This is a genomic window from Taklimakanibacter albus (assembly GCF_016595235.1).
Classification (GTDB): Bacteria; Pseudomonadota; Alphaproteobacteria; order Rhizobiales; family Aestuariivirgaceae; genus Taklimakanibacter; species Taklimakanibacter albus.
Window position 1 is genome coordinate 1,766,247 of record NZ_JAENHL010000008.1, and the last position, 20,237, is coordinate 1,786,483.

Annotated in this window: 21 protein-coding genes and 1 tRNA gene; 8 read left to right on the forward strand and 14 right to left on the reverse strand. The window is 61.9% G+C overall.

The window, feature by feature from the left end; all coding sequences use genetic code 11:
* The first annotated feature begins 3 nt into the window (after positions 1-3).
* Genes JHL16_RS31335 through JHL16_RS31345 form a run of 3 tightly spaced genes read left to right on the forward strand, consistent with a single transcriptional unit; the run spans position 4 to position 3,679 of the window.
* On the forward strand, positions 4-1,107 hold the full coding sequence (locus JHL16_RS31335; RefSeq protein ID WP_200188783.1) for an ABC transporter permease: 1,104 nt from the start codon (positions 4-6) through the stop codon (positions 1,105-1,107).
* On the forward strand, positions 1,104-2,732 hold the full coding sequence (locus tag JHL16_RS31340) for an ABC transporter ATP-binding protein (RefSeq protein WP_200188784.1): 1,629 nt from the start codon (positions 1,104-1,106) through the stop codon (positions 2,730-2,732). Before JHL16_RS31335 ends, JHL16_RS31340 begins: the two co-directional genes overlap by 4 nt.
* Positions 2,733-2,734: 2 nt before the next feature.
* Positions 2,735-3,679: a 2-hydroxyacid dehydrogenase gene (locus JHL16_RS31345; RefSeq protein ID WP_200188785.1), complete on the forward strand. Its 945-nt coding sequence runs from the start codon at positions 2,735-2,737 to the stop codon at positions 3,677-3,679.
* Positions 3,680-3,733: 54 nt separating this feature from the next.
* Here JHL16_RS31345 and JHL16_RS31350 read toward each other — a convergent pair whose 3' ends face one another.
* The 3 genes from JHL16_RS31350 to JHL16_RS31360 form a co-directional block, all read right to left on the reverse strand.
* The gene (locus JHL16_RS31350; RefSeq protein WP_200188786.1) at positions 3,734-4,579 is read right to left on the reverse strand and encodes a C40 family peptidase; all 846 of its coding nucleotides are present in this window, start codon (positions 4,577-4,579) and stop codon (positions 3,734-3,736) included.
* A gap of 11 nt (positions 4,580-4,590) precedes the next feature.
* A complete protein-coding gene (locus JHL16_RS31355; protein ID WP_200188787.1) occupies positions 4,591-4,935 on the reverse strand; it encodes a MarR family transcriptional regulator in 345 nt (114 codons plus the stop codon).
* Between the two features lie 94 nt (positions 4,936-5,029).
* Positions 5,030-6,421, reverse strand: coding sequence for a leucyl aminopeptidase family protein (locus tag JHL16_RS31360; RefSeq protein WP_200188788.1), 1,392 nt, complete (start codon positions 6,419-6,421; stop codon positions 5,030-5,032).
* 180 nt (positions 6,422-6,601) lie between these two features.
* Between JHL16_RS31360 and JHL16_RS31365 the strand changes: the two genes are divergently transcribed.
* On the forward strand, positions 6,602-7,369 hold the full coding sequence (locus JHL16_RS31365; protein WP_200188789.1) for a tetratricopeptide repeat protein: 768 nt from the start codon (positions 6,602-6,604) through the stop codon (positions 7,367-7,369).
* A gap of 9 nt (positions 7,370-7,378) precedes the next feature.
* Here the strand turns inward: JHL16_RS31365 and JHL16_RS31370 are convergent, their stop codons facing one another.
* From JHL16_RS31370 to JHL16_RS31415, 10 genes are all read right to left on the reverse strand, one after another.
* Positions 7,379-8,344, reverse strand: a complete 966-nt coding sequence (locus tag JHL16_RS31370) for a type II secretion system F family protein (protein WP_200188790.1) — start codon at positions 8,342-8,344, stop codon at positions 7,379-7,381.
* 15 nt (positions 8,345-8,359) lie between these two features.
* Complete coding sequence (locus tag JHL16_RS31375; RefSeq protein ID WP_246771223.1) at positions 8,360-9,373, reverse strand: type II secretion system F family protein; 1,014 nt, start codon at positions 9,371-9,373, stop codon at positions 8,360-8,362.
* 29 nt (positions 9,374-9,402) lie between these two features.
* A complete protein-coding gene (locus tag JHL16_RS31380) occupies positions 9,403-10,944 on the reverse strand; it encodes a TadA family conjugal transfer-associated ATPase (protein ID WP_420884576.1) in 1,542 nt (513 codons plus the stop codon).
* On the reverse strand, positions 10,944-12,200 hold the full coding sequence (locus tag JHL16_RS31385; RefSeq protein ID WP_200188791.1) for a CpaE/TadZ family protein: 1,257 nt from the start codon (positions 12,198-12,200) through the stop codon (positions 10,944-10,946). Before JHL16_RS31385 ends, JHL16_RS31380 begins: the two co-directional genes overlap by 1 nt.
* A 20-nt stretch (positions 12,201-12,220) precedes the next feature.
* Complete coding sequence (locus JHL16_RS31390; RefSeq protein ID WP_246771224.1) at positions 12,221-12,652, reverse strand: CpaD family pilus assembly lipoprotein; 432 nt, start codon at positions 12,650-12,652, stop codon at positions 12,221-12,223.
* Between the two features lie 22 nt (positions 12,653-12,674).
* Positions 12,675-14,066, reverse strand: coding sequence for a type II and III secretion system protein family protein (locus JHL16_RS31395; RefSeq protein WP_246771225.1), 1,392 nt, complete (start codon positions 14,064-14,066; stop codon positions 12,675-12,677).
* 62 nt (positions 14,067-14,128) lie between these two features.
* Entirely contained in the window at positions 14,129-14,950 is an 822-nt protein-coding gene (gene cpaB / locus JHL16_RS31400) for a Flp pilus assembly protein CpaB (protein WP_200188794.1), read from the reverse strand.
* 104 nt (positions 14,951-15,054) lie between these two features.
* Entirely contained in the window at positions 15,055-15,555 is a 501-nt protein-coding gene (locus tag JHL16_RS31405; RefSeq protein ID WP_200188795.1) for an A24 family peptidase, read from the reverse strand.
* A 199-nt stretch (positions 15,556-15,754) separates the two neighbouring features.
* Complete coding sequence (locus JHL16_RS31410; protein WP_420884577.1) at positions 15,755-15,928, reverse strand: Flp family type IVb pilin; 174 nt, start codon at positions 15,926-15,928, stop codon at positions 15,755-15,757.
* Positions 15,929-16,076: 148 nt separating this feature from the next.
* A complete protein-coding gene (locus tag JHL16_RS31415) occupies positions 16,077-16,250 on the reverse strand; it encodes a Flp family type IVb pilin (RefSeq protein ID WP_200188797.1) in 174 nt (57 codons plus the stop codon).
* A 613-nt stretch (positions 16,251-16,863) separates the two neighbouring features.
* On the opposite strand from JHL16_RS31415, the gene JHL16_RS31420 reads away from it, so the two are divergent.
* The 3 genes from JHL16_RS31420 (at position 16,864) to JHL16_RS31430 (ending at position 17,933) form a co-directional block, all read left to right on the forward strand.
* Positions 16,864-16,953, forward strand: a tRNA-Ser gene (locus JHL16_RS31420).
* 114 nt (positions 16,954-17,067) lie between these two features.
* Positions 17,068-17,607 (forward strand): hypothetical protein, encoded by a 540-nt coding sequence (locus JHL16_RS31425; RefSeq protein ID WP_200188798.1) that lies wholly within the window; start codon positions 17,068-17,070, stop codon positions 17,605-17,607.
* A gap of 113 nt (positions 17,608-17,720) precedes the next feature.
* On the forward strand, positions 17,721-17,933 hold the full coding sequence (locus tag JHL16_RS31430; protein WP_200188799.1) for a hypothetical protein: 213 nt from the start codon (positions 17,721-17,723) through the stop codon (positions 17,931-17,933).
* Positions 17,934-18,070: 137 nt separating this feature from the next.
* Here the strand turns inward: JHL16_RS31430 and JHL16_RS31435 are convergent, their stop codons facing one another.
* Positions 18,071-18,850 carry an outer membrane protein gene (locus JHL16_RS31435; RefSeq protein ID WP_200188800.1) on the reverse strand — a complete coding sequence of 260 codons (780 nt, stop codon included), beginning with the start codon at positions 18,848-18,850 and terminating at the stop codon, positions 18,071-18,073.
* A gap of 243 nt (positions 18,851-19,093) precedes the next feature.
* Between JHL16_RS31435 and JHL16_RS31440 the strand changes: the two genes are divergently transcribed.
* Entirely contained in the window at positions 19,094-20,170 is a 1,077-nt protein-coding gene (locus tag JHL16_RS31440; RefSeq protein WP_200188801.1) for a LysR family transcriptional regulator, read from the forward strand.
* The last annotated feature ends 67 nt before the right edge of the window (positions 20,171-20,237 follow it).

Consider the following 20,237-nt stretch of genomic DNA (forward strand, 5'->3'; position numbering starts at 1 on the left):
TCAATGCCATTGATCAAGCTCTCCGGACTGAACGAGCGGCGCCTGCACCTGTTTCGGGTGAACAAGCGTGGCTACTGGTCGTTCTGGATATTCCTCGTGCTGTTCGTGATCAGCGTCTTCGCGCCCCTCCTCGCCAATGACCGCCCGATCCTCGCCTCCTACAAGGGCGAACTCCTGTTCCCGACCTTCACCGAATATCCGGAGGAGAAGTTCGGCGGCTTCCTGGCGCGCACCGACTTCCGCGACCCCTTCATCCAGGACGAGGTCAAGGCCAATGGCTGGATGATCTGGCCGCCGCTGCGCTATACCTATGACTCGGTCAATAACGAGCTGCCGACACCCGCCCCGTCGAAGCCCGCCTTCCAGATGAGCCGCGAGGAGGCGTGCGCCAAATATCCGCTAGCGGCCCAGGATCCCAACTGCGTCGCCGGCAATCTCAACTGGCTCGGCACCGACGACCAGGGCCGCGACGTCATCGCCCGGCTCATCTACGGCTTCCGCATATCGGTGTTCTTCGGTCTGATCCTTGCCGGCATCTCTTCCATCATCGGCATCGCCGCCGGCGCGGTGCAGGGCTATTTCGGCGGCTGGACCGATCTTCTGTTCCAGCGCTTCATCGACATCTGGACGGCGATCCCCAGCCTCTACCTGCTCATCATCCTGTCCGCCTTCATCGCACCGACCTTCTGGATCCTGCTGTTCATCCTGGTGCTGTTCTCCTGGACGGCGCTCGAGGGCCTCGTCAGGGCGGAATTCCTCAGGGGACGCAATCTCGAATATGTGCGGGCGGCACGCGCTCTCGGCCTCTCGAACACCAAGATCATGTTCAAGCATCTTTTGCCCAACGCGCTCGTCTCGACGGTCACCTTCATGCCGTTCATCGTCGCTTCCTCGGTGACGACATTGACGGCGCTCGATTATCTGGGCTTCGGCCTGCCGCCGGGCTCGCCGTCGCTGGGCGAGCTTCTCAACCAGGGCAAGCAGAATCTGCAGGCGCCGTGGCTCGGCATCACCGGCTTCCTGGTGCTCGCCATCATGCTATCGCTCCTTGTCTTCATCGGCGAGGCGGTGCGCGACGCGCTCGACCCCAGAAAGACCTTCCAATGAGCGCGCCCCTTCTCGAGGTCAAAGATCTCTCGGTCGCCTTCACCCAGGGCGGCAGGACGACGCTCGCGGTCGACCATGTCTCTTTCAGTGTCGACAAAGGCGAGACGCTGGCGCTGGTCGGTGAATCGGGCTCGGGCAAATCGGTCTCGGCGCTGTCGGTGACCAAGCTCCTGCCCTATCCGCCGGCGTCGCATCCGTCGGGCGAGATCCGCTTCAAGGGGCAGGAACTGCTCCATGCCGACGAGAACACCTTGCGCAAGGTGCGCGGCAACGACATCTCGATGATCTTCCAGGAGCCGATGACGTCGCTCAACCCGCTCCACTCGGTCGAGCGCCAGATCGGTGAGATATTGGAAGTGCACCAGAATCTCGGCGGCGCGGCGCGGCGCAACCGGATCATCGACCTGCTCACCAAGGTCGGCATCCGCGATCCCGAGACGCGGCTCCAGGATTTCCCGCATCAACTCTCCGGCGGCCAGCGCCAGCGCGTGATGATCGCCATGGCGCTCGCCAACAATCCCGACCTCCTCATCGCCGACGAGCCGACCACGGCGCTCGACGTCACGGTGCAGGCGCAGATCCTGAAGCTCCTGAAGGAGCTCCAGGCCGAAACCCAAATGGCGCTTCTTCTGATCACCCATGATCTCGGCATCGTCCGGCATATGGCGAACAAGGTCTGCGTGATGCAGCGCGGCAAGATCGTCGAAGCGGGCGAGACGGAGAAGATCTTCACCGATCCGCAGCATGCCTACACAAAGATGCTGCTCGCCGCCGAGCCCAAGGGCAAGCCGCCCACAAGCGATACGACGGCGCCGGTCGTCGTGTCCGCCGACAAGCTCAAAATCTGGTTCCCGATCAAACGCGGCTTCTTCCGCAAGGTGGTCGGCCATATCAAGGCGGTCGACGGTGTCGACGTGACGGTGAGAGCCGGCCAGACGCTCGGCGTCGTCGGCGAATCGGGCTCCGGCAAAACCACGCTCGGCCTGGCGATCCTGCGCCTCATCGCCTCGGAAGGGCCGATCACCTATGCCGGACAGCGCATCGACGGCTTCAATGCGCGCAGCATGCGGCCGCTGCGCAAGGAGATGCAGGTCGTGTTCCAGGACCCATACGGGTCGCTGTCGCCCCGGCTCTCGATCCGTCAGATCGTCGAAGAGGGCCTCATCGTACAGGGTAAGGCGTTCAGCGCGGATGAACGGCGCGACCGCGTCGCCCAGGCGCTCAGCGAGGTCGGCCTAGATCCCTCCACGATGGAGCGCTATCCGCATGAATTTTCAGGCGGCCAGCGCCAGCGCGTCGCCATTGCGCGGGCCTTGGCGCTGCAGCCCAGATTCGTCGTCCTCGACGAGCCGACCAGCGCCCTCGACATGTCGGTGCAGGCGCAGATCGTCGACCTCCTGCGCCAGATCCAGGAGACGCATAATCTCGCTTACCTGTTCATCAGCCACGACCTCAAAGTGGTGCGCGCGCTTGCCAATGAAGTGATCGTGATGCGCAACGGGCTGGCCGTCGAGCATGGGCCGACGGCGCAGATTTTCGATCAGCCGCAGACCGACTATACCAAGGCCCTCATCGCCGCCGCGCTGCATCTGCGCACGGCCCCCTCAGGGATCGTCAAGCAATAACCATGGCTCTCATCTATCTCATCAATTCCTGGCCGGTCGAGGAATGGACGACCGCGATGCGCCGGCAGGCGCCCGATCTCGACATCAGGACATGGCCGGATGCCGGGAGGCTCGAGGACATCACCTATGCGATGGCCTGGCTGCCGCCCGCCAATGTGCTGAAGAGCCTTCCCAATCTCAAACTGATCTTCTCGCTGGGCGCCGGGGTCGATGCCATATTGAAGGACCCGACACTGCCCGACGACGTGCCGCTGGCGCGCATCGCCGAGCCCGACCTCACCATGCGGATGAGCGAATATGTCGTGTTGCAGGTGCTGCTGCATCATCGCCAGCAGCGCCGGCATGACGAGAACCAGCGCCACAGGCGCTGGGAGCCCTTCCCGGAACGCTCCGCCTCGGCGGTGTCGGTGGGCGTGATGGGGCTCGGCGTGCTGGGCACCGATGCGGCGCAAAAGCTCAAGCTCCTCGGCTTCAAGGTGGCCGGCTGGAGCCGCAGCCGCAAATCCATTCCGGGCATCGACTGTTTCGCCGGCCCGCAAGAATTCGATTCGTTCCTGGAACGAACTGATATTCTCGTGTGTCTTCTGCCGCATACGCCGGAGACGACGGGGATCATCAACCGCGACCTCATCGCCAAGCTGTCGCGCAAAGGTCCGCTCGGCGCGCCCGTCATCATCAATGCCGGGCGCGGCAAGCAGCAGGTCGAAGGCGATATCCTGGCGGCGCTCGATTCGGGCGCGCTCCATGCCGCCTCGCTCGACGTCTTCGCCACCGAGCCCCTTCCGGAGTCGAGCCCGTTCTGGCTCCACCCCAAGGTGACGGTGACGCCGCATGCGGCAGCCGATTCAGATCCGGAGATGATCACCGCCTATGTGCTGCGCCAGATCCGCCGGCATCAGCAGGGCCTGTCGGTCGAAAACATCGTCGATCGCAAGCGTGGGTATTAGAGCATCGGCCCGAGAAGTGCGTGCGGTTCTCAGACAAGCCGATGCGTCCGCCTCCTAAAGCCGTTTGATCGCGGTGATCTTGCCGTAACGCTTGGCGATGCGCTCGACCGCATCGGCCAGAGGCTCGAGCGTCACTTGCATGAAATGGCCATTGGCATGCAGCAGATGGCGCCCATCGGCCATGATCCCGACATGGCCGTCCCAGAAGATGAGATCGCCACGCCGCAGGCCGTCGAAATCATCGATCGGCAAGGCGTCACCGAGCCCGTTCTCCTGCATGTCGGAATCGCGCGGCGCGATCCGGCCCGCCGCCTGGAGCGAGAGCTGGACCAGGCCTGAGCAATCGAGGCCCAGCACCGACTTGCCGCCCCACAGATAAGGCACATGGCGAAAGGCCTCCGCCACCGCGACGAAATCCGCTTCGTGATCGCCGAGCGGCTTCAGGTGGCGGGCGATGATGAAGCGGCCATTGGCGAGATGGGCAAAGCGCTCATCCTCGCGCAGCACCGCGACTTCGGCATTGAGCGTCACCGTCACCACCGGCTGCGCCTTGATGTCGGGAGCGGGAAACATGAAGGTCGACGGCACGGCGACCCGATGCGTCGGTGGCGCCGTGGGCTGCGCCAGATCGTCCAGCGCCGCATAACCGACATAACCATCCTTCTCGAGCTGCAGCCACGCCCAGCCTTCACGCGTCTCGAAGACGCGCACCCGTTCACCGAGCAAGGCCTGGGTGTCGATGCGCGCGTCGAAGCGCGGCTCGCGGTGCAGCGACAGCACCGGTGCGGCCACCACGCGCGCCTCGCCATTGATGAGGCGTGCAGAGCCCGCCGCGGCGCCCAGGCGGGCATCGGCGAGATCGGAGCGGATGGCATTGAGACGCGGATCGAGCTTGTTCATAAAAAGACGATCTAGACCTGCTTGGCGAGCTTGCCAACCGTTTCGGCCAGGCGCTCGAGATAGAGCACACCTTTCACGGTCCGCTGCACGAGGACATTGCGGCGGTCGGCCTCGTCGCGGCGGCGCTGCAGGAGTTCGAGCTTGCCCAGCGAATCGAGCGCCCGGGTGATCACCGGTTTGGAGACGCCGAGCTTCTTCGCCAGGTCGCGCACCGTATGCGGGGGCGCTTCCAGATAAACGGTGAGCAGCAAGGTGATCTGCCGCATCGAAAGATCCGACTCGTCGTCGCGAACCAGATGCAGATGCACGTCATGCCAGAGCTGCAGAGCCTGCGCCGCCGATAGAGTGACGCTCATGAAACCGACCTACTGCTCCGCCCGAGGATCGTTACGGAGCCGTTTCATTCTGCCTCAGTGCGGCACAGGCTGCAAGCTCCTGTTTGGCGCCGGCCTATTTCCCGTAACGCTCGGCGATCGCCCCGAAAAGCGCATGGATCGCCTGCGCCTCGCCCCCCTTGGGCCGGCCGGGCTTGGCGGCCGGCGTCCAGGCGAAGATGTCGAAATGGACATAAGAGCGCGCCCGCTCGACAAAACGTTTGAGGAAAAGAGCTGCGGTGACCGATCCGGCGAAGCCCGATTCCCCGGCATTGTTGAGCTCGGCGATGTTCGATTCGATCAGCGCGTAATAAGGCGCCCAGAACGGCATGCGCCAGATGGGATCGTTCACCGCCATGGCATGGCGGGCGAGATCGGCGGCCAGTCCCTCGTCGTCGGTGTAGAAAGGCGGCAGGTCGGGTCCGAGCGCCACGCGGGCGGCGCCGGTCAAGGTCGCCATGTCGATCAGGAGATCGGGGCTTTCCTCATCGGCGAGCGCCAGCGCATCGCCCAGGACCAGGCGGCCCTCCGCATCGGTATTGCCGATCTCGACCCTGATGCCCTTGCGGCTCGTCAGTACATCGCCCGGCCGGAAGGCATTGCCCGCGATCGAGTTCTCGACCGCCGGAATGAGCACGCGCAAGCGCAGCTTCAACCGCGCCGCCATGATCATCTGGGCGAGGCCCAGCACATTCGCGGCGCCCCCCATGTCCTTCTTCATGGTCAGCATGCCGGAAGCGGGCTTGATGTCGAGGCCGCCGGTATCGAAACACACTCCCTTGCCGACCAGCGTCACTTTCGGCGCGCGCGCCGGGCCCCAGGTGAAATCGATGAGCCGCGGCCGGCGCGGACTCGCCTGACCGACCGTGTGCACCATCGGGAAGTCACGGCGCAGCTTCTCACCCGCGATGACGCGGAGCTTGGCGCGGTGGCGCGACGCCACCTGACGCGCTGCCTTCTCCAGCTCGTCGGGGCCCATATCGGCGGACGGCGTGTTGACGAGATCGCGCACCATGAAATGCGCTTCCGCGGCAGTGAGCAACGCGGCGCGGTCGAGCTCCGACGGGCAGACCAGACGCGGCGCCGGTGTGGAGGGTTTGCGGTAGCGCTCGAAACGATAGGTCTCGAGCAGCCAGCCCATGACGGCGCCGCGCAGATCAGGCAGCTCGCCGTCGATGCGATAGGCCGCATCCGGCAGGACACGCACCAGCCGCGCGAAATCGAAGGCCTCGCCCGGTTTCGCGGTCTCGGCGATGCCGTAGAACACCTGATGGAGATTGCCGGCCTTGTCCGGTACCAGCGCATGCCGGCCTGGCTGGCCGACGAAGCCCGACGCCTTGAGCCATGTCCGCGCGGCCTTGTCGAGCGAGCGCTCGATGCCGGGCCAGGATTTGAGCGTCACCGGAAGAATGGGGATGGCGCCCTGGGCACGATTGGCGGGCAGAAGCGGAAGCGAGGTCTCTGGCATGGAATGTCCTTGGCGAGCTGTGTGGCGGGGTTCTGCTAAAGCAAAGCCCGCTCATGGTTAATGGTTTATTGATGTCTGTTTCCGACAATGCGCGTGTAAGCGCGGATACCGGACCTTCCCCGATCGCCGCAATAAAATATCGGAGTATGGCGAATGCCGGGTCCCTCACGATCCTCTCACATGCGGCGCATCAGTCTCGCCGCCCTTCTCGTCACCTCCGCTTTGGCGCTCGGCGCCTGCCAGAAGAAGGACGGGCTCGATGGCGTCGATCCCTTGACCACGGGCAGCACATCGCCAGGCTCCCTCAAGGAAACCGCCAAGCTCGGCGGGCGCTGGCAATCCGACCCCAAGAATCTGCAGCTTGGTCTTGCCTATGCCGATCAGCTGAAGAAGCTCGGCCAGAATGATCAGCAATTGCAGGTGCTGGGAACCCTCACGCAATATCATCCCAATGATCAGAAACTGCTGACGGTGTATGGCCGCGAGCTCGTCCAGGCCGGGCAAGCGGACCAGGCGCAGACGGTCCTCAGCAAGGCGATTGAGGCCGGCAGCAGCGATTGGAAGGCCTATTCGGCCATGGGATCGACCCTCGACCAGCAGGGCAAATATGTGCCAGCGCGCGATTATTATCAGCGTGCTCTCAAGCTTTCGCCCGGCAATGCCGCGGTGCTCAACAATCTCGGAATGTCCTACGCTCTCGAGGGTAATCTCAAACAGGCCGAGACGGTCCTGAAGGACGCTTCCGCCTCGCCGGCGGGTCAGAAGGAACCACGTCTTAGGCAAAATCTGGCGCTCGTCGTCGGACTGCAGGGACGCTTCGAGGAGGCGCGCCAGATCGCCAGCGCCGATCTTCCCGCCGATCAGGTCGAGGAGAACATGGCCTATCTGCAGAAGATGCTGGCGCAGCCCAATACCTGGCAGCAGCTCACCGACAAGCCGGCGGGCTGACCGCGCGACCTATTTATTGGCCGCGAGCACCAGGATCATCGACGGCCCGAGAATCACGACAAAGATCACCGGCAGGAAGAACAGGATCATCGGCACGGTGAGCTTCGGCGGCAGGCCAGCGGCTTTCTTCTCGGCCTCTGCCATGCGCATGTCGCGGTTCTCCTGGGCCAGAACACGCAGGGCCTGGCCCAACGGCGTGCCATAGCGCTCCGACTGGATGAGGCTGGTCACGACCGACTTGACGATCGGCAGCCCGGTGCGCTTGCCCAGATTTTCGAAGGCCTTGCGGCGATCGGGCAAATAGGAGAGCTCGGCACAGGTCAAAGTCAGCTCTTCGGCCAGCGGCACCGACTGGCTGCCGATCTCGCGCGACACGCGCTGCAGGGCCGCCTCGATGGACATCCCCGATTCGACGCAGATCAGCAGCAGATCGAGCGCATCCGACCAGGCCCGCTTGATCGACAGCTGACGCCGGCCGATCTTGTTCCTGATAAAGACGCTCGGCAGATAAAAACCGGCGACCAGGCCGATGGCCATCGCGGCGAAACGCATATTCGAGGGAATGCTGTCGCCGAAGACCTGCACCGAATAGACGAAGAAGATCGTCGCCAGAGCGATCGGCATGACGGCCCGCGCGGCGAGGAAATAGACCAGATGATTGTCGCTGCGATAGCCGGCCTGACGCAAGCTTTCGCGCGACGTCTCGGCCTCGAAGACCTTCCTGAGGTTGAGCCCCTCGACGAGCTGCGAAATCAGTCCTGGCTTGGCGCGATCGCGCAAACGCGCACCTTCGGAGAGGGTGGCGCGATGCGCGGCACGCAACCGTTCGCGCTCCGTGGCAATGCCTTTCATGCGCGCCTTCATCTGGTCGCCCTGCAGCAGGGGCGCGGCGATGGTCAATATCGTCGCGAAGGCGGAGAGACCGACGAGAAGAGTGATCAGTCCCTCGGGCTTCATGAAATATTCAAGATCCATGACAACAGCCCTTCGTCAGAAATCGAAATTAATCATTTTGCGCATGATCAGCACACCCATCAGCATCCAGAATCCAGAACCGATGACCAGGACATTGCCGAGGGTCGTTTCCCAGAGCGGATTCAGATAGGCCGGGTTGAGCACCGTCAGCGCGCCCATGATGAAAAACGGCAATGAGCCGATAATCGCCGCCGAGGCCTTGGCCTCCTGGCTCATCGCCTTGATCTTGCCCTTCATCTTCTTACGGTCGCGCAGGACCTTCGACAGGTTGTTCAAGGCTTCGGCAAGGTTGCCGCCGGTCTTCGACTGGATGTTCATGACGATGCCGAGGAAGTTCACCTCCGCCAGCGGCATGCGTTCATACATGCGCTCGATGCCCTGATCGATGGCAATGCCGACCCGCTGGCCCTCGACGATCTCGAGGAACTCAGGACCGACCGGCGGCGCCGTTTCGCCGGCGATGACCTTCATGGCATCGTTGATCGGCAGGCCGGATTTGAGACCGCGCACCATGATGTCGATGGCGTCGGCGAAGTCATTGAGGAAGATCTGCTGGCGGCGTTTGACCAGGAACTTCAATACCCAGCGCGGAAGCCCAAGGGCGCCGGCGATGCCGGCGACGAGCGCCACATACCACGGCACGCCGGCGACGAGCGTGCCGAATCCGATCAGTGCGCCAACGATCAGAGAAAGCACGTAGAAGACGCGGGGCGAGCTCTCTATTCCCGCCTGCGAGAGCATGACGCGCAAGGTCCGCTTCTGACGGCGCTGGCGCTCGCGCATTTCGAGCTGTTGCAGGGATTCCTGAAGCTGCTTGCGGCGGGTATCCTTCGGATCCTCCGTCATCAGACGGGCGCGCAGGCCCTGGCGCGCCGGGGCCTTGGCATCGGTCGTTATCGACTTGACGCGCTTCTCCGTCTGCTTGGCGCCGGAGAAATATGGAAACAGGACAGCCAGCAGAAGACCGCCGACGGCGAGCGCCACCAGAGCGAGGAAGCCCATTTGCTGCAGACCGTCAGGCAACTCCATCAACGCACTCCCTAACGCCGGCCCCTAACCTAGATTTGACCATCATTGCGCGACTCGGCGCGCTCAAGCGCGTCTGCCAGGCGTTTCTCTTCATTGTAGTAGCGGGCACGATCCCAGAAATGCGGCCGGGCGATGCCGGTCGAACGATGCCGGCCCATGATGCGCCCGTTCGCATCCTCACCGACGATCTCATAGACGAAGAGATCCTGGGTGATGATCACCTCGCCCTCCATGCCGATAACCTCGGTGATGTGGGTGATGCGGCGCGAGCCGTCGCGCAGGCGCGAGGCCTGGATGATGACGTCGATCGAGCCGACGATCATCTCCTTGATCGTCTTGGACGGCAAAGCGTAGCCGCCCATGGTGATCATCGATTCGAGACGTGAAATGGCCTCGCGCGGGCTATTGGAGTGCAGCGTTCCCATCGAGCCGTCATGGCCGGTGTTCATGGCCTGCAGAAGATCGAAGGCCTCGGGTCCGCGGACCTCGCCGACGATGATCCGCTCGGGCCGCATACGCAGGCAGTTCTTGACGAGATCGCGCATCGTCACCTCGCCCTCGCCCTCGAGATTGGGCGGCCGGGTTTCGAGGCGGACGACATGCGGCTGCTGGAGCTGGAGCTCCGCGGCGTCTTCGCAGGTGATGACGCGCTCATCCAGGTCGATATAACCGGTGAGACAATTGAGCAATGTCGTTTTGCCGGAGCCGGTGCCACCAGAGATCAGGATATTGCAGCGCACCCGTCCGATGATCTCCAGGATTGTCGCGCCTTCCGGCGTGATGGTGCCGAATTTCACCAGGTCGGGAAGCTTGAGCCGGTCCTTCTTGAACTTGCGGATGGTGAGGGTCGGACCATCGATGGCGAGAGGCGGCACGATCACATTGACGCGCGAACCGTCGGCGAGGCGCGCGTCGCAGATCGGTGAAGCCTCGTCGACGCGGCGGCCGACCTGGCTCACGATGCGCTGGCAGATATTGAGCAACTGGGCGTTGTCGCGGAAGCGGACGCCGGTCTTCTCCATTTTGCCGCCGACTTCGATGAAGCAGGTATTGGCGCCGTTGACCATGACGTCGGCGATGTCGTCACGTGCCAGGAGAGGCTCCAGGGGGCCGTAGCCCAGCACGTCGTTGCAGATGTCCTCGAGCAGGTCCTCCTGCTCGGCGATCGACATCGCCACGTCCTTGAGCGTGATGATCTCGTTGACGATGTCGCGGATTTCGTCGCGTGCCCCTTCGCGATCGAGCTGGCTGAGCTGGGTCAGATCGATGGCGTCGATGAGCGCGTTGAAGATCGTCGACTTGATGTCGTAATAATTGTCCGAGCGGCGCGGTGGAGCTCCGGCAAGCGGCTTCGGTGCCGCCGGCGCGATGGTCTGCGGCAGGCCGGCGCGAGGAGCCTGGGACAGCGTTGGCGCGGCGCGTGGCGCCTGCGGCACAGCGCCGGGCTGGACTTTCAGATCCGGCATGGGCGGATAGGATGCGCCCGCTTGGGTGAACTGCCCGTTCGCCGGATGAGGCGGCCTTATCCCGCCTTGCGGGACTTGGGGTTGATCGCCGCGTTTGCCGAACATTACTTCTTCCTCGACAGCATGCCGGCAAAGGGCAACGAGAACTTCGTCGGCTTGACCGGTTTCTCCTGGCCGATGAGTGTCTGCGCCAGGCTCGCGACGGCATCCGAGGCCTTGGCCTTGGCCGAGACCTCGGCCAGCATCTGGCCGTTGCTGGCCGCGGTGCCGAAAGTCTGCGCGTCATGGGCAATGATCAAGGTCGGCTCCAGGCCGATCGCCTTGGCAAAGTCGGCGACGGGTATCTCCGGCCGCTTGGGGATCCCGACCTGGTTCATCACCAGACGCGGCGGGCGGTCGTTCGGGCGCGCCTGCTTGAGCAGGTCGACCATGTTCTTAGTGTTGCGCAGGCTGGCCAGCTCCGGCGTCGCGGTGATGACCACCTCGTCGGCCGCCAGCAGCGTATATTTGATCCACGGCGCCCACATGTTCGGCACGTCGACGATCACGCAGGGCACGCTGTGGCGGACCGTGTTGAGAATAACCTCGACGGAGGAGGCGTCGATATGAACGTCGCGATCGATAGCGCCGGGCGAGGCGAGCAGGCTCAGCTTGTCGCCGCATTTGGTCAGAAGACGGTCGAGCAGTGTCTGGTCGACGCGATCCGGCTGGCCCAGCGCCTCGGCAATGCCCTGAGAGGTTTCCTGATTGAAATTGAGCCCGGCAGTGCCGAAGGCCAGATCGAAATCGGTAATGACCGTGTCGGTATCGAGATGGCGCGACAGATACCAGCCGACATTGTGCGCGAGCGTGCTCGATCCCACCCCCCCTTTCGAGCCGACGAAGGCGAATATGCGGCCGAGCGGCTTCGCATGGGGGTCGTGGAACAGCGCGGCGATCGTTTCGATCAGCTGAAGCTGATGAACCGGCGCCACCATATATTCGCTCACCCCTTGGCGCATCAGCTCGCGGTAGAGCAGCACGTCGTTCAAGTGGCCGATGACGACGACCTTGGTTTCCGGCCCACAGACCTGCGCCAGGTGCCCCAGCTCCGCCAGGACCGTGTCGCGGTTGCCGGCGGTCTCGACGATCAGGACATTCGGGGTCAGCTCGCTCTGGAAAGTCTGAACGGCAGCACCGACACCGCCCATATGCATCTGGACATGGGCACGTGCCATGCGCCGGTCGGCGGCGGCGGCCTGGACGGCCTGGATCGTGCGCTGGTCCTCGCAGAAGGCGCGGATATTGATATGGGGCACCAATGCCACGACCGGCGAGGCGAGATGAGGGTCATACTCGGTGTTCAATACAGCCTGGTTCATATCGTATGCATCCTTGCCCGTCACTTGGCGACGTCGGCGATCTTTGATTTCTCTTGTTGTTGTTCAGTTGCGGCCGACGTCGCTTCTCCGGTCCTATAGTTATCGATGACCTTCGAGCGCCGCATCGGATCCGACGGAGTCGGTATCCTCGGCCTGATCAGATCTTCCGGATTAGCGACCATTGCGGCGATATTGTTCTGCTGCGCGCAGCCGAAATTCTGATATTCATTGTTTTGCGCGTCGCGGGTCAGGTCCTTCGGCCAATTGCCACATTCCCTGGCATGAGCGCCCGACTTCGTCACGACGATCGGGTGGCGCTGGTAATATGCCTCCTGCGGCGCATAGAGGTCATCGAGGGTCGGGCCGTCCTTCTTGCATCCGACGGCCAGCAGTGCCACCCCGGAGAGCGCCAGCGCTTTCACAAATCCATCAACCGAGATCAGCATGTTCATGTTCATAGCTCTCTACTTTGCGTCACTCGACGATGTATCCGACATTGCCGTGATAGACGCCGTCAGGCTTCTTGCCTGCCGCGCCATAGACCCGGTTGAGACGGCCGAAGAATATGCCTTGCGTGTCGGTGGCGTTGGATAGGCCGTCGGTCGGCATGGCGAGCTGCTGCTCATTCACCGGATTGACGATGTAAGGCGTCACGATGACGACGAGCTCGGTCTGATTCTGCTGGAAGTCACGGCTGCGGAACAGGACACCCAGAATGGGAAGATCCTTGAGTCCCGGTGTGCCGGTGATATCGGCGCGCGCGCTATCCTTGATCAGGCCGGCCATCGCGATCGACCCGCCGCTCGGCAGTTCGACGGTTGTCTCGGCGCGGCGCACGCTCAGGCCCGGAATGGTGATATCTTGCAAGACAATCGAAACGTCCTTCGAGATTTCGCTGACCTCGGTGCTGATCTTGAGCGATATCCTCCCCTCCGACAGGACGAGTGGCGTGAAGCCCAGGCCGACGCCGAATTTCTTGAACTCGATCGTGATCTTATTGTCTTCCTGCCCGACAGGAATCGGGAACTCGCCGCCGGCGAGGAAATTCGCCGCCTCGCCCGACACCGCCGTCAATGTGGGCTCAGCCAAGGTGCGCAAGAGACCATCACGTTCCATGGCACGGACGAAGGCATCGATAGAGTCGCCGCCGCTCGAGAACCCGCCCTGATAGACACCAAGCGGACTGATGGGCAGGGTCGGGAACGGATTGACATTGGCGAGATTGAAAGCAAATTTGCCGATCGAGAACACCGCCGTCGTATCGATCCCGAACTGCTTCAGCACATTGCGCTGAACTTCCGCAATACGCACCTTCAGCATGACCTGCTCGCTGCCACGCACATTGATGCTGGAGATCACTTTCTTCTCGTCGCCGGTATATCTGACCGCAAGATCAAGAGCGAGTTTGGCCTCTGCCGGACTCTTAGCCGAGCCGCTCAAGACGACGTTTTCGCCGATCGTGTCGACCACGATGCGCGAGCCCGGGATGGTGCGGCGCACCAGCTTCTGCAACGCCGTCATGTCCTGCGCGACTTCGAGATCGAGCGCCAGGATCTGCTGTCCACTGGCGTCGAAGAAGAAGATGTTGGTCTGGCCGACGGCGCGGGCAAAGAGATAGGCGGTGTTCTTGGTGCGCACCACCGCATCGACGATGTCGGGATTGCCTACCAGCACGTCGCGCGCCTGGCCCGGCAGCTTGATGACGATGGATTTGTTGAGACCGATGCGCACCAGGCGTCCGCCGTCGCCACCGGCAGCCGATGCGCCATAATCGCCGGCGCTAGCCGGTGTGACGGTCGCCAAAGACGGTGCGAGCAAGAGAACAGCCGCCAGGACAAGGCCACCGACCAGTCTGCGCGCGAGCATGGCCACCCCGGGCCAGCTCGTATTCGATAGATACTTCCTCATCCCTGCCATGTCCCAACCATTCAATTCAATGTCACACGCCGCGGAATGCCATATCTGATGATGGTCATCTCGTTGCTTTCCGTTCCATTCGCGTATTTGTCGCTAAGCTTGGGAACGATATCGGCGAGCGGAACGCCGTCATTCTCGCGGATCGAGCGAAGGGTCAGGGAAAGCTGTCCGACATCCTGCGCCATAGAGATCACTTCGGTCTGGCGCGGATCGAGCTCGAGCGTCGCCGTCTTGTCGGCGACGACAAATTCCTTGTCGTCGTCGCCCTTCGGCCGGAAGGTCTGGTCGATGGCCAGGACGCGCACATTGGTGAGCACGGTTTCGCTGATCGCGGATTTCTGATTCGTGCCATCGTCGATCTTGCGGGTCACCAGCACGTCGACGCGATCATTGGGAAGAATGAAGCCGCCGGCGCCGGTTTCAGCGGAGACCGGGACCGAGATCGCCCGCATGCCCTTGGGCAGGATGGCCGACATGAAACCGTTTTCGGTCGGCATCACGAGCTTCTTATCGTTGATCGGTTCGCCCTCATAGATCGCGGCGCGGGCACGCGCCGTCTCGTATTTTGTCTGGGCGTCGGGCTGCGCCTCGTTGGTGATCATGGTCGCCGCGACGCTCGACTTCGGCCAGGACTGCCAGCCGATCGAGCCGGCGATCAGCTTCTCGCCCATTTGCACATTCTTGGTGGCGACCAGGACGTCGACGGTTTCGACCTTGGTGACTTCGACGGTCTGGACTTCGGTCTTCGTGCCGACGAGGCCTTTCGCCATATAGATGGCCAGGCCGGCGGAACCGATCGCCACGGCCAAGACAAGAAGACGCGTCCTGTTCATTTTACACCTCACTCACCCGCTCATCGATCACGATGGCGCGCTTTATCCCTGACAATCGCCGTGAATGGTCAAATTACCGTTAAGCTTTTGCTGTCTTTTGAAACTTATGACGCGAGCGGCATCCACCAGCTGCCGGGAAAGGCAAGAATGGTTCCCGCGGCGATCGCGATGCCATAGGGCAGGTCGATCTTGCGGCCGAACAGGCGTTTGGCCCATCCGATCTCGTGCACTTCCCCCTCGACCCGGAACAAATGCCAGCTCTGCACGATGACGGCCAGGACACCACCGGCGATCGCCGTGTAAATGAGAAACTGTGGAAGTTGCGCCCAGCCGAGCCAGAGCGCTGCCGAGGCGAAGAGCTTGGCATCGCCGCCCCCGATGAAACCAGCTGAGAAGAGACCGAACCCGACCCCTAGGACGGCAACGGCCGCGAGACAGTGCCATAACAGCGCCTCCATCGGCATGCCGGTCGCCAGCGCCATAGGGAAGAAGGCCAATGCGATCAGGATATTCAACCAGTTGGGGATGCGCATCGTCAGGAGATCGCTGACGCCCGCGGCCACCACCAGGAAAGGAAGAAGTATCTGGCCCAGAAAACTCATCATGCTCTGCGTCCTTTCGGCCTTGCCCCGTGTCTGTGTGCTGGGGAAGTCAAACTCTGGTTTCGCCCACAGTTTCATGGCCGGCGTAAAAACGGCGTTACCGCACAGGCCTGCAACACAAAGAAAAAACCGCCGGCGGTCGCCGGCGGTTTTCCGAGCCTCCCTGTAAAGCGGCTCTTATCAACTGTGGTCGCGAAGCCGGTTACGGCGAAACGGTGCCCACGCCGGTCGTGATGCCGGTATAGACGCCGCTGAGGGCGTCACGCAGGCCCGGCAGCACGGCGACGAGCATGAGGCCGATGGCGGCGGCGATCAGGCCATATTCAATGGCGGTCGCACCGGATTCGTCTTTCAAAAAGCGCACAAACTTATTCACCCGATTCTCCATTTTGGCTTAGTTGTCCGTCTACCTGTCTCACTCTCGCCTGCGTTATCCGCAGCTGTCTTCGTGAGCACTTGAGGCCATCGGACAATGCCAATGGCCTCAAGTCGTAAGATTCCGCTGGTGTGGCCAGCGAGCTCGATTACGGCGAAACAGTGCCCACGCCGGTCGTGATGCCGGTATAGACGCCGCTGAGAGCGGTACGAAGGCCCGGCAGCACGGCGACGAGCATGAGGCCGATGGCGGCGGCGATGAGGCCGTATTCGATGGCGGTCGCGCCGGATTCGTCTTTCACAAAACGCATAAGAGTGTTCATCTGATTCTCCAGTTAGCTTCTCTGTAAACAGCACCGGCTCACGTCAGGATGCGTTTTGCACGGCTGTTTTCGTGAACCGAGGACAACCCTAGGCTCCACCCTTTAACGGGTAGTAAATCGGGCGGCTTTGCGGCCTTCCAAGTGCAGGTTCTAAGATAAATGGTTAGCCCCTGGTTTCCGGAATATCTAAAATTTGAATAATCTACTTGATACACCATTCATTTATATGAATATCTATTTCAGCTCTTCAATTTATTCTAGTATTTACTTGGTAAATATTCTGTTCTCTCTCAATTTCCTGAATATATACTTCAGTTACTTCAATATTCGCTGAAATGAAGCTCGTAACCAGGAAGATCAGTCACCAGTCGATCCGGTGAAGAGGACTGTTTGCCGCAACGCAAAGTTCTCGGATAGTCCGGCCAATTCTTTGCCGGACCTTGCGGCCAGGGCTCATGGACAAAATAAAACCGCTGCAGACCTGGTCCAGGATGCGATCGTCGGCGTGAGGGCTGTAACAGAGGCTTGAACCGCGGCGCGCTCTGGCTATAGTGCGCCCCGAATTCGGGCGGCACGCCCGTCCGGCAGGACATGGATATGACCTGCCGTTTGCGGAAGGGTGGCCGAGTGGCTTAAGGCGCACGCCTGGAAAGTGTGTATACGTGAAAGCGTATCGAGGGTTCGAATCCCTCCTCTTCCGCCAAAATTCATAAGCTATTTGATTGATTTGTAATGGAAAATGGATTTCCTCCCGTTCGCGTCCTAATTTCAGCGCCCGGATGAGTCAGCCTGTCATGCCACCGTCGGGCCCGGCGCAATGACGACCGCCAGCGAGGCGACATCCAACGGTCCGCAGCCGTTTCGACATCTTTCTTTCATGCTGACACGCGCCGACGCCTTAGCTTACGAGACACTCCCGCGGGAGATCGGAGGCTGGCGCCTCATCCTGCTGTTCGTCTGGGTCGGTCTTGGGGGCTTGGCCGTGGCGATGCTTCCTGAGGGCTGGGTCGGGGAGGAAGGCGGCTGGCGGTTCTGGGCCTTCATAGCCGCAAGCGGATTCGCCCAATATGGCCTGGCAATGGTCGTCATGCATCTTTATGCACATTGGCGAGCGGCGCGGCGCCTGCCGCATCCCATTGCCGTGGAGGTGCTGGATCACGTCGACCATCTCGAATGGCGTGAGAATGGAGTTCCATTTTTCGTTGCACCCGAGACAATCAACGCAATCATCAAGACACCAACACACGTATTCATTTGCGTCAGTGGCCGTGTCTTGATCCTCCCCACGCGCGCCTTCGGGAGCGGGCGCGACATGACGGCCTTCGCCGAGGAGCTTGAGAGGCGTAGCGGCGACTGAATTATCGCCACCTCCTTGAGTGCTCAATCAAGATATGGTCGTCGCCACAGGGATCACACGATCGGAGCGAGATGCGGGCCGGAACATTGGCGGCACGCTGTCGTTATCTTCCCATGACAAGACGAACCGATATTCTCGTCACCGTGAACAAGATCAAGCTGACCCGGAAGCTCGAGGCGAATCTGACCGATTTCGTGCGCGTCGCCCGGGCGATCGGCTATCAGCCGAAACACGCGGAAACGACGCTGCAGCGGTTTCGCGACCAGCTGGCGTCCTATCGCGAAGATCTCAAACGGTTGACCCTGGAGCAGCCGCGGCCGCATTGACCGGCCTCTGTTCGGGAGTCAAAGCGAGCAAAAAACGGGAAAAGCCCGGCGGCCTGTTCCGGCAACCGGGCTCCCCGGCGACACGCCATCCCGCCGCCCCCCGGCGGAGCGAGACTGTGTGGTCGCTGTCGAGAGATCTAGAAGTGCCAGCCGAGGCCGGCGCGCACGGCATGGAACGACAGATCGGATTCGACCTCGCCGCTCGTCGCTTCGTCACCGGCCGCGATACTTCCAAGATAGGTGTAACGATATTCGACGCGCGCCGTGAGATTGTCGGTCAGCGCGTAGTCGAGTCCCGCGCCGATGGTCCACCCCCATCTGGTGTCGTTATTCTCCGCGACCTTGCCGTTCAGATCATGGAGCGAAAGATCCGCCCCGCCGACGGCCAAACCGCCGGTGACATAGGGCAACACACGATCGAAGGCATACCCCGCCCGCAATCTCAGCGAGCCCAGCCAGTCGATCTCCTTATCGATCTTGCCGATCTTTGCGCCCGTATCGTCGACAAGATCGGTGTCGCCTTTCAGACCGGCGAATTCAATGTCGCCCTCAATGCCGAGAACGACATTGTCCATCTGCCACGCATAGCCGGCATTCAAGCCGCCGACAAAACCCTCAAGGCCGATCGAGCCCTTTCCGGAATTCAGCGTCACATCGGCGCTTCTGCCGGCCAGGAGCAATCCGCCTGAGCCGCCACCGCCGCAGAAGTCGCTCGGAACCGACAACAGGCCGCCGCTACTGCCGCCGGTGCTGCACGTCGTCTCGGTATCGTCACCGCCATCCCAGGCATAACCGCCCTGAAGCCCGATTGAGGCCCCCGCCCAGTCAAACGCCATGGGCTCGGCCAGATCCGCCGCTTTCACCGCGCCACCGAAAGCGATCGCGGCAACCATCACCAAAAGAACTCTCTTCAACATTCCCCGGACTCCAAAGAATTGACAGCCGAAATAACCGCGCCACATCCCCGACAGTCAAACACTCTCACGCGCATCACGTCGATTTTCTCGACTATGTATCATATAAGCAACAATATCGCATGGTAAGATCATCGAATTATCATCTACTCATCGTGCATGCCGATCACAGTCATTGATCAGCCCACGCACTAATGCACGGCGCATGTGACTGGAGATCTCGTACCGCCAGATCCGCACCGAATCATGCCGATCGTCATTCATCGGATGCTCCGATATCTGAAATCGTCGGATGCCGAGTTGCTGCCGACCGGCAGATTCGATATAGCGTCCGCGCCGCGCCGGGCCGGCGCTCTCAGCCATCAGGAGTTCCATCGCTTGTCCATGGATATGTTCGCCGCGATGCGCGTGTTCGTCAGGGTCGTGGAGCGGAGGAGCCTGTCGGCCGCCGCGCGGGACCTGGGCATGGGTCAGCCGGCGGTCAGCGAGCGCATCACGCGCCTCGAAGCCCATCTCGGACAACGTCTCCTTCATCGCAACACCCGCTCGATCGTACCGACGGATATCGGCGCTACCTTTTATGAGCGGAGCAGGAAGGCCCTCGATGCCGCCGCCTATGCTGAAAGTGTCGGCGATACCGACGCCCCGTCGCTGCGCGGGACCTTGCGCGTGGCGGCGCCGCATGGCCTGGGCGAAATGGTCCTGCCGCCGATCCTGATGCGGTTCCGGAAGAAACATCCCCATCTCAATATCGATCTGTTCCTGAACGATCGGATCGCCGACCCGGTCACCGAAGGCGCCGACCTCTCCGTGCGGCTGGGCGATGCTCCCGCCGGCGGGTGCGTTTCCGAGCGGATCGGCCTTGTGCAGCGCATGCTTGTCGCTTCGCCGGAATATCTGACGACATGCCGGACGCTGGAGACCCCGAACGATCTCAAAGCGCATCCGTTCCTGCGGGTCGCCGGCATATTCAACGACAATGTTCTTCCGCTGCAGCGTCGCGACGACATGATCCGCGTCGCGATAAACACGACATGGACGGTCAGCAATTGGCGGCCGCTGCATTCCCTGCTGTTGGCGGGTGCCGGGATCGGGGTCCTGCAAATGCCGAGCTGTGCCGAGGCGCTGGCCGCCGGACATCTGAAGCGCGTTCTCCCGGACTACGACGTCCCCGGCTTCAATCTGCGGCTTCTCTATGCGCGATCCGAAAAGGTTCCCGACAAGACACGGCATCTCGCCAGCTTCCTGCGCGAGGAGTTGGGAATCTTCCGCCAAGCCGACCCGCAGAGTGCTTCATCGACCTCATTGAATGAGAACTTTTAGGCAACACCGACTGCGTGCGTCCCCGCCCGGTTCCTGACAGCTTCTGGCAAAGCGGCGCTTTATGGAA